Origin of the sequence: Bacillus sp. TL12, from assembly GCF_022625245.1 — a bacterium.
In the GTDB taxonomy this organism is placed as follows: Bacteria; Bacillota; Bacilli; order Bacillales; family Bacillaceae_G; genus Bacillus_A.
This window is the reverse complement of the sequence record NZ_JAJJBY010000007.1, coordinates 23598-36286: the sequence shown is the minus strand read 5'-3', so window position 1 is coordinate 36286 and position 12689 is coordinate 23598. Positions and strand designations below refer to the sequence as shown.

Genomic DNA, 12689 nt, shown 5'->3' with positions numbered 1-12689 from the left:
GGATGAACTGAGGCATCAGTTTACTACTGTATGATAAGGTTTAGCTATTTTTTGAACTCTTCCTAATTTAATTATAACATTTAAAAAATGGTTAATATAGACTTTTTATTCTCATTTACTACTGCTAAAATCAATAGAACATTACTGGTTAGGAGAGATGGAGAATGAGTTCTTTAGTTCTCGGTTTTCAGGAGATAGAAAAAACTCAGCTTTTGCTCGTTGGCGGAAAAGGGGTAAATTTAGGGGAATTATCAAAAATTCAAGGAATGCAAGTACCAGAAGGATTTTGTATTACAACAGTAGGATATCAAATAGCCATCGAACAAAACGAAACATTTCAAGCTTTGTTGGATCAACTCACAATGCTAAAAATAGAGGATCGCAATCAAATTGGTGAAATCAGCAGGAAGATTAGACACATCATTATGGAAATAAAAATTCCTTCCGATGTTGCGGGAGCAGTTATCCACTATCTCTCCCAATTTGGAGATGAACATGCTTACGCAGTGCGTTCTAGTGCTACTGCTGAGGATTTGCCACATGCATCTTTTGCTGGTCAACAAGACACCTATTTAAATATCATCGGAAAAGAAGCAATCTTGCATCATATCAGCAAATGTTGGGCTTCCCTATTTACAGATCGTGCGGTAATCTACCGAATGCAAAACGGATTTGACCACAGTCAAGTTTATTTATCAGTTATCGTTCAAAGAATGGTTTTCCCACAGGCTTCAGGAATTTTATTTACTGCTGATCCGATTACTTCTAATCGAAAGCTACTATCAATCGATGCCAGCTATGGACTTGGAGAAGCACTGGTCACTGGTTTGGTATCTGCCGATTGTTATAAAGTACAGGAAGAGGAAATCGTCGATAAGATGATAGCAACCAAAAAATTGGCTATCTATGCATTAAAAGAAGGCGGAACAAAAGCGCAGCAAATCGATCCAAATCTGCAAAAGACTCAAACGCTTACTGAACAACAAATATTACAACTAGCACGCATCGGAAGACAGATAGAAGCTTATTTTGGTTGCCCACAAGATATCGAATGGTGTTTGGTTGATGATATATTTTATATTGTCCAGAGTCGGCCAATCACTACTTTATACCCCATCCCTGAAGCAAATGATCAAGAAAATCACGTCTATGTATCTGTCGGTCACCAACAAATGATGACCGCCCCCATGAAACCGTTGGGAATGTCTTTATTCCAGTTAACATCTTTTGGACCCAGGTTTCAAGCTGGTGGAAGGCTATTTGTTGATATCACAAATAATCTGGCTTCGCCTGCTAGCAGAAAAACGATAATAGATACCTTGGGACAATCCGATCCGCTCATCAAAGATGCACTTATGACCATAATAGAGCGAGGAGATTTTATAAAATCGTTACCAGATGATGAAAAAATACAAAATTCCAGTCAAAGCAATAATGATAAAAATGATAAATCTGAGGGTTTTCTCACACAAATCGAAAACGATCCGACAATCGTTACTGATTTGATTAAGAGTAGTGAAACATCGATAGAAGAGCTAAAACAAAACATCCAAACGAAATCAGGATCGGATGTATTTGATTTTATGCTAGAAGATATCCAGCAATTAAAGAAAATATTATTTGACTCACAGAGTTTGGGTGTAATTATGGCCGCTATGGATGCCTCATCATGGATCAATAAAAAAATGGAGGAGTGGTTAGGTGAAAAAAATGTAGCAGACACGCTTTCTCAATCTGTACCAAACAATATTACTTCGGAAATGGGTCTGGCGCTATTGGATGTAGCAGACGTGATTCGGCCTTATCCAGAAGTAATTGACTATTTACAACATGTAAAAGATGACAACTTTTTGAATGAATTGGTTAAGTTTGAAGGTGGACAAAAAACTCGAGACGCTATCTATATTTATCTCAACAAATATGGAATGCGATGTGCCGGAGAAATTGATATTACTAAAACTCGTTGGAGTGAAAAACCAACTACACTTATTCCCATGATTCTCAATAACATCAAAGACTTTGATCCTGATTCTGGCAATCGGAAATTTGAGAAAGGGCGACATGAAGCTTTGAAAAAAGAACAAGAGTTATTAGATCGATTGAAGCAATTACCGGATGGTAAACGAAAAGTCAAAGAGACAAAACGAATGATCAGCCTAATCCGGAATTTCATCGGTTATCGTGAATATCCAAAATACGGCATGATTAATCGCTACTTCGTTTATAAGCAGGCTTTACTGAAAGAAGCCGAACAACTCGTACAAACTAGCGTTATTCATGAAAAAGAAGATATATACTATCTCACTTTTGAAGAACTTCACGAAGTCGTCCGTACAAACAAACTGGATTACCAGATCATCAGCAAACGAAAAGGCGAATACAAATTATATGAAAAACTAACTCCTCCACGTGTTATCACGTCTGATGGTGAAATCATTGCGGGTGAGTACAAACGAGAAAATCTCCCAGCCGAAGCGATTGTAGGTCTGCCTGTTTCTTCCGGAGTTATAGAGGGGCGAGCACGAGTCATCTTAAACATGGAAGATGCTGATGTAGAGGATGGAGATATATTAGTCACCTCCTTTACGGACCCTGGCTGGACACCATTATTTGTATCCATAAAAGGTCTCATTACAGAAGTTGGTGGACTGATGACCCATGGAGCAGTTATCGCACGTGAATATGGCTTACCAGCAGTTGTTGGTGTGGAAAATGCCACCAAACTAATAAGAGACGGACAACGAATTCGCGTGCATGGAACAGAAGGATATATCGAGATATTGTAACTAATGAGTTCGTTAAGGCTTAATTAGTAGCACCGCTTCAGTGGATACTAGAGCGGTGTCTTACAATCTTTCCATTTGGACAAAAGTTGAAGCCAACTTTATCGGTGGTGCATACTTAAAAATGATAGTTACCGATCCAACTTCACTCAATACATCAATATGGTCGACTTTCCAAATGTGGAAATCGACTTTTTATATAAATTTGTGAATGCTATCACTTAAACTATAGGTTGCTTTATAATAATATAATTTCTTTAACGTTGTAAATCCGCATTTTCCTGACGCTACCCCCTATTGTTCTGAAAAGCAGTACCTATCATCAGAAACGATTCGTTTTTCGAATGATGTTTTAGGTCTTCCTTTGTAGAAAGTGTATAGTAATAGAAATATTTATTGGATTTGAGTAGAATAGTAAAAACAGACAAGACCAGTATATAGTTGGAGGAATACATATTGGATTTTTACAAGTTAGAACATACGTTTATGAAAAAGAAAGTGAACGCATTCCTTGTGTATCAGCATGGAGAATTAACGACTAAGTATTATAAAACACCAGAGTGTGCTCAAAATTTATACAAAGTGAATTCTATTACGAAAAGCATTGTATCGATGTTAATTGGTATAGCGATCGACAAAGAGTATATAAATGATATACATACGCCCATAGAAAAATGGATTCCGAATGTACCGAAAGAAAAGAAAGAATTAACTTTGTACCACTTGTTGACGATGACAACTGGTGAAGAGTGGAAAGAGTTTGGAAATGGCGTTGTATTCCCAAATGACTTTGTTGAATCTGAAGATTGGATAAAGTATATTTTGCAGAAGCCTTTAATAGAACAAATGGGTACAAAAATGAATTATAATTCAGGCTCATCACATTTGTTAAGTTATATATTACAAGTAGCAACTGGAAAGACAACAGAGCAATTTGCAAGAGAACATTTATTTCATCCGTTGCAAATTACTGAGTATGAATGGCAACAGGATCCACAAGGTATTTATGTAGGTGGATTTGGTATGAAAATGAAAGCGGAAGATTTGTTAAAAATCGGGCTGTTATGTTTACAAAATGGGTATTGGAATGGAGAGAGAATCATTTCATCAAGATGGATTGAAGAGTCCAGCAAAGCTCATTTTATGACATATGAGCATGTAGGAGCATATGGATACCATTGGTGGATAGTAGATCACGAAAGATTTCACATACCGTATTGTATGTATTTTGCTATGGGATATGGTGGGCAATATATTATCATTATCCCGCAGTTAGAGCTTGTGACAGTAATAAGTAGTCAAATGCCAAAGCGTGGATTAGTACCGCTTAAATTATTTATAGAGTATTTACAAGAGTTTTCATAAACTCTTGTTTTTATGTTGATGTAAAGTTAAATGGTAGTAAAAGGGGAGATGTATGAGGGGAATCCACCATATTTTTTTATTGCTTTAGATTCAAAAACTATGTGTATCAAAAGAAATGAGAAAAGAAAGCAATTCAATTTTAAAGAAATAGATCGGAAACAGTGTGAAAATGCTGTTCAGTATGTTTGTTATAAGAAGAATGGGGGAAGAAATCCATATGAAAGTTGTAATGGTATAACTAAAAAGAAATAGTTCATTTGCTGGTTAAGGTTTACTTCGTTAGAATTTTATTTTTGTTTATTAGTTTGTAATATTTTCGTATTATAAATTAACAATAAAAAGAAGATGAAATATAACAAAAATAAATATTATGTGTAGTCTACTTGTTCTGTTACTATGTTTAACATCTTGTGACATATCAGAAAAAGTACAGGTTTATTTAAGAAGAGAGGGCGAACGTCTTATTAAACAAAATTAAATTCGGAGGGTTAAAATGATAGAAAACCTTTCATTTATTAATTATGAACACCATAAAAAATTAGTCCGAACAATCTTAAATGATTCTATGGCTAAAGATGAAATTATTGGATTAATGCTTATAGGTTCTGTTGCAAGAGGAGATGCTTATCCCGATTCCGATTTAGATTTATATTTTCTTTTAGAAAATGGATATAACAAAAAATTCCATTCTGAGATTAAAGGAAATATTTTAATTGAATATAAATATGCAGATTTTAATCAAGTCCAATTAAACTTTGATAAGAATCCAATGGAACTATACTCTTTTTTAGATGGTAAAATTTTATTTGATAATAAAGGGTTTCTGAAGCAATTAATGGGGATAGCTCAACAAAAATATAATGCTTATTATATCTCTGAAAATAAAATAAAAGGCATTTCTCATTGGTTAAATAGTTCACTCATTAAGATCAATGCTGCCCTGAAAGTAAATGATGTATTAAAAGCTTCGTATATATTGAACACATCAACTTGGGTAATGTTAGAGGGGATATGGGTTATAAACAACAAACCAATACCTCCTTCTGGATCTGTTCTGGTACATATTAAAGAATTATCTAATAAACCCACTCATTTAGATGATTTGCTTAATAAAGTGTTCTTAGGTAGTACGACTGAACGTATTCATTCAGCAATTTTAATTATTGAGTGGGTTCTATTTAATTTAGAACAGCAAATAGACCATTCTTTATTGAGTTAACGGATGCGTAAGTTCAACAAAAAGTATTTTTAGCGCATTCCAAATAATCAAATTGGTGTGTTCAGTTTTTATAAAAAGGCGCACTGCTTTATTTGACGCCTACGTATTATCAGCTAAAGAGCGAAAGAAATTTTGAGAAAAGAGATGATTATGTAAAAACTTTGCAGGTCGTAAAATAAAAGTTAAATAGTAATAAAAAAAGAGGGAATCGAGATGATTTCCTCTTTTTTTATCCCGCTATTCGCTGACAGTAAAATTTTAATGTTAAGAATCAAAGTAATAACAGAAGATAGGTGAGAAAATAAAAATCTGGAGAAGCTTGTTTAGTTGAACTTTATCTACTGCTTTTTTGAAAGGTAATCTTCAAAAACTTCTCCGTTTTTGTATCAAATTCCACATCGACAAAAACCCCATACTCTTTTCCATCTTCACGAAGCCATAATTTGAATTTTTCAGTCGTTATGTTCACTGTCTTCGGCTTCCTTCCAATATGAAGGTAATCAATAATTTGCGCTTTTGGATATTTTTCTTTCGTTTTTTCTACAGCAAGTTTTCCCCATTTAGCATATGGTGGTTGTGCGTAAACGACAGAGGAATGGGTATATGTATTGCAATATGCTGTAAGAAATACAATTCCTAAGATGAAACATGCAAAAATACGCTTCATAATGACCTCCTTTTATTCGTTTTTCTTATTGTGTACATGCAGCCTATATCATATAAGTTTGGATTTTTTTGTCTTCTTTACATAAAAGTATTTTATTTACAAAACATAACCATGAAATCATTACTGAAAATAAGGAGGGAACATATGCGTCATACAGTTATTTTTAAAATACTGATTTTGTTTGTATTAATCGGTATATCTGTAATTGTTAGTAGTGGGCAAATGAGAAATGTCCAAGCTTTCTCTAATCAAGTGATTCAAAGAGGTGCCTCTGGGGAGGATGTTATTGAATTACAGTCTCGTTTGAAATATAACGGATTTTATAAAGGGAAAGTGGATGGTGTATTTGGCTGGGGTACATATTGGGCACTAAGAAACTTTCAACAAAAGTTTGGTTTACCTGTAGATGGCTTAGCGGGTGCTAAGACGAAACAGATGCTTGTAAAAGCGACAAAGTATGAGAAATCGACTGCCAATAAAGGACAGACGGGTGGACAAGGTAAAAAACCAGCCCAGAATAAAGGTACAAATGTACCAAATGGTTACTCGCAAAATGATATTCAATTAATGGCGAATGCAGTTTATGGCGAATCACGTGGTGAACCATATTTAGGCCAAGTAGCAGTTGCGGCAGTTATTTTGAATCGCGTGACAAGTGCATCATTCCCGAATACAGTTTCTGGGGTGATTTTTGAACCACGTGCATTTACAGCAGTTGCTGATGGACAAATTTACTTAACGCCAAATGAAACGGCGAAAAAAGCTGTATTAGATGCGATTAATGGCTGGGATCCTACCGGAAATGCACTGTATTATTTCAATCCAGATACGGCAACGAGTAAATGGATTTGGACTCGACCACAAATTAAAAAAATCGGCAAACATATTTTCTGTAAATAGAGCGGAGGTGAAGACATGTTAAGAGGTATCGTAATTGTATTGTTAACAATCGGTGTAGTTGGAACAGGATATTGGGGGTATAAAGAACACCAAGAAAAAAATGCGGTATTGATTCGAGCTGAAAACAGTTATCAGCGTGCATTTCATGATTTAGCATATGAGGTCGATTTACTGCACGATAAAATTGGAACGACACTCGCAATGAATTCGCGCACATCTTTATCACCGGCATTAGCAGATGTATGGCGTTTAACATCGGAAGCTCGTTCTGATGTAGGGCAACTTCCTTTAACATTAATGCCGTTTAATAAAACGGAGGAATTTCTAGCGAATATTGGCGATTTTAGTTATCGCACTGCAATTCGTGATTTAGAGAAAGAGCCTTTAAATGATCAAGAATACAAATCATTGCAAAATTTATATTCAAATGCAAGGGATATTCAAGACGAGCTTCGGAAAGTGCAACATCTTGTTTTAAAAAATAATTTGCGTTGGATGGATGTAGAACTTGCGCTTGCATCAAATAAAGATCCAGCAGATAACACAATTATTGATGGGCTCAAAACAGTTGAAAAGAACGTCGCATCCTATTCGTCAAATAATTTTGGGCCGACTTTTACAAGTATGCAAAAAGCTAAAAAAGGCGGATTTGAAGCAACGGGTAAAGCTATTTCAAAAGATGAAGCGGCAAAAATCGCAAAAACGTTTTTAAATTTAAAAGGAAATGAAAAAGTAGAAGTTGAGAAAAGTGGAAAAGGTGCGAAAGAATCTTTTTACAGTGTGAAAATTCAAGATCCTGCAACAAAAAATGAATTTTATATGGATATTACCGAAAAAGGTGGATATCCAATTTGGGTAATGAATAACCGTGAGATTAAGGAACAAAAAATTAGTTTGAATGACGCAGGAAATAAAGGATTGACTTTCTTAAAGGACCATAAGTTCACCAATATGGAGCTTTATGATAGTTCACAATACGATAATATTGGTGTGTTTACGTACGTTGTTAATGAAAATAATGTGCGCATTTACCCAAAAGCAATTCAAATGAAAATCGCTTTAGATGATGGATCAATTGTTGGTTTTTCCGCAAAGGACTATTTAGCATCACACCAAAAACGGACTATTCCGGCCGCAAAATTAACAGCTGCTGATGCAAGAAAGAAAATCAATCCAGATGTAAAAGTGATGGAAGAACGTCAAGCGCTTGTTGTAAATGATGTGCATAAAGAAGTACTGTGTTATGAATTTGTTGGTACATTAGGAAAAGATACGTATCAAATTTTTATTAATGCAAATGATGGAACAGAAGAAAAAGTGCAAAAGATGCAGGCTGTAGAAAAGGTTTATGATTAAACATCAATGATAAAGTGGTGAGAATAATGAAACTTCTTATATACATGCTTATGATTTGTTTTGCTATTACTGGGTGTAGCGTTGGAAAGCAAGATAATGCACAAGAAAAATCAGAGCAAAAAAATATTTCTATGAGAAACGTTAATTATAGAACAGATCAAAACAGGCCAAATGAAAAGGTAGCAGATCATTTAGCATCTTTAGCTGCTAGTATACCAGGCGTGAGAGATGCGACAGCGGTAGTTGTAGGAAAATACGCAGTCGTTGGGATAGATGTAAAAGCAAAATTGGATCGCTCCCGAGTAGAATCAATCAAGTATGCTGTTGCTGAAAGTCTAAAACATGATCCAAATGGTGCAAATGCAGTAGTTGTAGCCGATGTTGATACGTATGAACGATTAAAACAAATGGGTAATCAAATTAGACACGGGAAAGCAGGAGAAGGAATTCTTGATGAGCTTGCTGCCATTGTGGGACGTGTTATGCCGCAAGTACCAAATGACATGATAGAAAATAAAGAAACAAATCCGATTAAAGCGAATGATAAACAATTACCAAAAGATGAAGAGAATGAATTAAGAAAAGAACAAAATGATCAATCGAATAATCATCTTAACAGATAAGAAAAACATCTCGTGCTATATGGTACGAGATGTTTTCTTATCTATCAATATTCAGTTTATTTAAAGGTGAGTATATGTTTTAATGATAATAATAGGATTGAAATTTGATAATTCCTAAAGTTCTATCCAATCACTTGGAAATAATCGCAAAGAGATGGGGGAAATGAAAGTGAATTTACAAACAGAAGAGATTCAGCTAATTCTATATGATGAAAAATATAAAAAAATCATAGAAGCATTTACTTTACCTAGTGAACAAATCCAGTTTACAGCAAACCCGAGTGATTTGCTTGAAAAAGCTAAAAAAGATATGACTCGAAATATTGTTGTCATTTTAGCGAATCATATACCAGTAGGAATTTTTGCATTGCAATCAGGAGCGCGGGTAGCTGAATACACAGATAATCCGAATGCTTTACTTTTAGTGGCCTTTTCTATCAATTATGCAGAACAAGGGAAAGGATATGCAAAAAAAGGATTGACATTATTACATGACTTTGTCTCATCTTATTTTCCAGATAAAAATGAAATTGTACTAGCTGTAAACGAACGGAATATTCCTGCTCAAAAGTTGTATTTCAAAGTAGGTTTTGAAGATAGAGGCCAAAGAAAAATGGGACCAATTGGAAGGCAACTGATTTTATACCTATCATTAGAAAAGTAAATAATTATAGTAAAAAAGATTACTTCAAATCAAAAACAACTTCACATCTTGCAGCAAATTATTTATCACCTTAATAATTTAACAAGTACATATACAAAAGCTACTCGTAAACAGTTACAAATTCGACAAACACCATCCGCCCGTAAGAAACTAAAACAAATAGGTTCAAGAGAAAACCGTTATGTAACCGATGTAAACCATCAAATTACAAAGGCACTCGTTGATAAACACCCTAGAGGTACGATGTTTGTTTTAGAAGATTTGACAGGTATTCGTTCTACAACTGAAAAAGTACGGGTAAAAAACCGTTATGTCTCTGTGTCTTGGGCTTTCTACCAGTTCCGCCAAATGCTTGAATATAAAGCTGAACTGAATGGACAGAAAGTGATTGTCGTAGACCCAAAGTACACTTCTCAAACTTGTCCTAAATGTGGACACATTGAGAAAACGAATCGCAATAAAAAACTACACACTTTTAAGTGTGAAAATTGCCAATACCAATCAAATGATGACCGTATTGGCGCTATGAATCTACACCGTAAAGGAATTGAACATATTGGTGTAGTTACCACAGAAGTATAGCTCTTGTGGTAGGGGCGAAGTCAACCGTCCTTATGTTCCACCACACTAAAGTAGGAGAGTATTGCTCGTTAGTACTACTGGGTAGGAACAAGTGTAATTGCTATCTGTGAGGGCAGAAGCAATGTCTATATCAGACAGACACAAGCCCCCACTTCAATCAGATCGCAAGGTCGGATAAGTGGTGGGTTAGTTGACGACATGTTAGAAGAATTAGAACGAGTTTGTCGAAAGTATGAAAAAGAAAGAGAAGGCGTTCCTAAGTAAAGGAATGCCTTCTCTTATGATATATTTCTTGATACATATCGTTTTGAAACAATGAACTCTAGAAGTGGAATGACAATGAATGAAGAACAAAGTGCAATAAACAAAGGAAGGTTTTGAACATTGTCAAGTGAGTATAAGGCAGAAAATCCTTCTGACCAAATTAATAAAATAAACATAATAACAACTAATACAAAATACCCAATTTTGAAACTTTTATATGTAATGTGTTGTCCCATTTCATCTTGACTTTCTTCTGACACACCGTTTGGATCTCCCCAAGTGATGTGATTGAGTAAATAACTAAATGCTAAAGAACCAAAAAAAATGGTACTCCCTAACATCGTTCCGTCAGTTACATATTTGTACGTCTCATATATGAGTACGGCGAGTAATGATAGTAGAGAAATTAGAAAAATAAACTTCTTCTGATTCAATATAGTTCCTCCTTTACAGCTAATTGTAAAAAACTCTTTACAATTAATAGTATAAAAATGGTAGAGATTAATGTCAAACATATTTTACATAAATAGATAATCCTATAAAACTTTACAATTGATTTCTCATTTTAGGGACAAATATAAAAAAACAAAAATGAAAAGATTTTTATTTGGTTTGAATGTAAAAGTGATGAATCGCATATATTGGGAAGGGATGTCAGATTAAATTGGGGGGTAAATATGTCCATACTTTTAAAAGCGGGTGCAGACGCTGGAAATAATGGTTTAAAATTAATGGTAAAAGGCCAAAATCCGATTTACATTCCAAGTATATATTCACTATATATTGGGGAGACGACAGGTTTATTGGATGAAGAAGATGTACCGATAACTGAAGTAGAAAATCATATTGATGTAACGATAAATTCACCATCTCTCATGTTAAATAATGTACGTTACGTTGTTGGGCAAAAGGTTATCAATGATCAGTTAAAAGGGACAGAAGTAGAGAAGAAGTCTGATAAATCTACAGATGACTTAATGGTTCTAACGATTTTATCAGGTTTAGCAATTGGTGCTATGCGTCATAGTCCAAAATTAGATCATATTAATATTCGCTACGATTTATCAGTTGCTCTTCCAATGCAAATTATTACGCAAGAAGTAGCGGCAGAAAATGCGAAACGTTATATGGGAAATCATAAAGTTATCTTTCATTATCCAAATGGAAGAGATGTAATGATAAATGTCTCCATTGAGTACTGTAAATGTTTACCTGAAGGAGCATCTGGAACTTGGGGAATCGTATATGATGAAGATGGTAATGTCTTAAAGCATAAAGTAGAAGGTGAAAAAAATAAAACAACTGAGATTGATTTTGTCGACAAAACATTATTATCTTTTGATATAGGTGCTGGCACAACTGAAGAAGTAGTTTCATTTGGAGTGAATTTTAGACCTCAATTAAGTAAAGGGTTATCCTATGGAGTGAAAGAAACTCTATTGCAGATTATTACAAGATGGAATCGGAAGCATCCGACAAAAACGATAGATAGTATTACAGAGTTTAATCAAATTTATTTAAATGAGAAACACCCAAGGCATGCAATGCTAGTAGAAGAGTCACAACAAGCATTTCTAGGATTGGCTGCACGAGTTGCAACGGACATTATTAATAAAATTGATGATATGAAAGATGATCCATATGTATTTATTTATGGTGGTGGAGCGGTTATCATCAAAAATAGCTTAGAACTTATTTTAAAACAAAAAGGCCGTTTGAAAAATGTAATATTTGTAGAAAACCCTTTATTTACAAATGCACGCGGATTATTAGTTTACACATGTTCACCACGGTATAGAGAATATAAACAAAAAGAATTAGGGTTTACGAATCTAACAATTAGTTAGTTGGTGTGAGTATGCGGCGTAAGAAGTATAAATGTGGTGATCGGGTAAAAATATATTTAAATAAATCTGTATCTCCTGAAATGATTACTTGGATTAATAAGCAATCTGATGTAACAAACTTTTTTTTATACGGTGTGCAGCAACTATTTAAACAAGTAGGGGATATTGATGTATCAAAAACGTTACCAAGCAGCCATGTTTTTTCCGTTTACATTGAACCTACTTCTATGTTTAAAATTGAAGTAAATCCTTTTAAAAATGTAACCAAAAATGTAACCACGAGAAAGAAAGAGTCTACTGAACGTGTAGAAAATAAACCTTGGGCATTTACTGATGAAATAGATTGTCCTTTTTTTTAACACATATGAAAGAATATTTAAGGCCTTTCACTGTACATATGGATTAAGTGGAAGGCCTTT

The 12689-nt window shown here is 34.4% G+C and carries 11 protein-coding genes and 1 pseudogene; 10 read left to right on the top strand and 2 right to left on the bottom strand.

Translation table 11 applies throughout. From position 1 onward, the window contains the following. The first annotated feature begins 164 nt into the window (after positions 1-164). From ppsA to LOK41_RS08715, 3 genes are all read left to right on the top strand, one after another. Positions 165-2786 (top strand): phosphoenolpyruvate synthase, encoded by a 2622-nt coding sequence (gene ppsA / locus LOK41_RS08725; RefSeq protein ID WP_241816120.1) that lies wholly within the window; start codon positions 165-167, stop codon positions 2784-2786. A 453-nt stretch (positions 2787-3239) separates the two neighbouring features. Further along, the gene (locus tag LOK41_RS08720; protein WP_241816119.1) at positions 3240-4148 is read left to right on the top strand and encodes a serine hydrolase domain-containing protein; all 909 of its coding nucleotides are present in this window, start codon (positions 3240-3242) and stop codon (positions 4146-4148) included. A 493-nt stretch (positions 4149-4641) separates the two neighbouring features. Beyond that, a complete protein-coding gene (locus LOK41_RS08715; RefSeq protein WP_241816118.1) occupies positions 4642-5367 on the top strand; it encodes a nucleotidyltransferase domain-containing protein in 726 nt (241 codons plus the stop codon). 334 nt (positions 5368-5701) lie between these two features. On the opposite strand, the gene LOK41_RS08710 is transcribed toward LOK41_RS08715, so the two are convergent. Further along, a complete protein-coding gene (locus LOK41_RS08710) occupies positions 5702-6034 on the bottom strand; it encodes a YqzG/YhdC family protein (RefSeq protein ID WP_241816117.1) in 333 nt (110 codons plus the stop codon). 144 nt (positions 6035-6178) lie between these two features. Between LOK41_RS08710 and sleB the strand changes: the two genes are divergently transcribed. From sleB to LOK41_RS08685, 5 genes and pseudogenes are all read left to right on the top strand, one after another. Next, positions 6179-6934, top strand: coding sequence for a spore cortex-lytic enzyme (gene sleB, locus LOK41_RS08705; RefSeq protein WP_174099903.1), 756 nt, complete (start codon positions 6179-6181; stop codon positions 6932-6934). Positions 6935-6949: 15 nt separating this feature from the next. Beyond that, complete coding sequence (gene ypeB / locus LOK41_RS08700) at positions 6950-8290, top strand: germination protein YpeB (RefSeq protein ID WP_241816116.1); 1341 nt, start codon at positions 6950-6952, stop codon at positions 8288-8290. A 26-nt stretch (positions 8291-8316) separates the two neighbouring features. Further along, complete coding sequence (locus tag LOK41_RS08695; RefSeq protein ID WP_241816115.1) at positions 8317-8913, top strand: YhcN/YlaJ family sporulation lipoprotein; 597 nt, start codon at positions 8317-8319, stop codon at positions 8911-8913. A gap of 154 nt (positions 8914-9067) precedes the next feature. Then, complete coding sequence (locus LOK41_RS08690; RefSeq protein WP_241816114.1) at positions 9068-9577, top strand: GNAT family N-acetyltransferase; 510 nt, start codon at positions 9068-9070, stop codon at positions 9575-9577. A 66-nt stretch (positions 9578-9643) separates the two neighbouring features. Beyond that, positions 9644-10159, top strand: a pseudogene (locus LOK41_RS08685) (RNA-guided endonuclease TnpB family protein); the annotation flags it as partial. 278 nt (positions 10160-10437) lie between these two features. Here LOK41_RS08685 and LOK41_RS08680 read toward each other — a convergent pair. Continuing rightward, on the bottom strand, positions 10438-10857 hold the full coding sequence (locus LOK41_RS08680) for a hypothetical protein (protein ID WP_241816113.1): 420 nt from the start codon (positions 10855-10857) through the stop codon (positions 10438-10440). Positions 10858-11100: 243 nt separating this feature from the next. On the opposite strand from LOK41_RS08680, the gene LOK41_RS08675 reads away from it, so the two are divergent. Then, entirely contained in the window at positions 11101-12270 is a 1170-nt protein-coding gene (locus tag LOK41_RS08675) for a ParM/StbA family protein (protein WP_241816112.1), read from the top strand. An 11-nt stretch (positions 12271-12281) separates the two neighbouring features. Then, complete coding sequence (locus tag LOK41_RS08670; RefSeq protein WP_174099897.1) at positions 12282-12629, top strand: hypothetical protein; 348 nt, start codon at positions 12282-12284, stop codon at positions 12627-12629. Positions 12630-12689 lie beyond the last annotated feature (60 nt).

What these genes read in the sequence shown, in the direction of transcription:
- LOK41_RS08690 (WP_241816114.1), top strand. Translation starts at nt 9,068, where the DNA reads ATGGGGGAAATGAAAGTGAATTTACAAACAGAAGAGATTCAGCTAATT.
- ppsA (WP_241816120.1), top strand. Translation starts at nt 165, where the DNA reads ATGAGTTCTTTAGTTCTCGGTTTTCAGGAGATAGAAAAAACTCAGCTT.
- LOK41_RS08675 (WP_241816112.1), top strand. Translation starts at nt 11,101, where the DNA reads ATGTCCATACTTTTAAAAGCGGGTGCAGACGCTGGAAATAATGGTTTA.
- LOK41_RS08670 (WP_174099897.1), top strand. Translation starts at nt 12,282, where the DNA reads ATGCGGCGTAAGAAGTATAAATGTGGTGATCGGGTAAAAATATATTTA.
- ypeB (WP_241816116.1), top strand. Translation starts at nt 6,950, where the DNA reads ATGTTAAGAGGTATCGTAATTGTATTGTTAACAATCGGTGTAGTTGGA.
- LOK41_RS08715 (WP_241816118.1), top strand. Translation starts at nt 4,642, where the DNA reads ATGATAGAAAACCTTTCATTTATTAATTATGAACACCATAAAAAATTA.
- sleB (WP_174099903.1), top strand. Translation starts at nt 6,179, where the DNA reads ATGCGTCATACAGTTATTTTTAAAATACTGATTTTGTTTGTATTAATC.
- LOK41_RS08710 (WP_241816117.1), bottom strand. Translation starts at nt 6,034, where the DNA reads ATGAAGCGTATTTTTGCATGTTTCATCTTAGGAATTGTATTTCTTACA.
- LOK41_RS08695 (WP_241816115.1), top strand. Translation starts at nt 8,317, where the DNA reads ATGAAACTTCTTATATACATGCTTATGATTTGTTTTGCTATTACTGGG.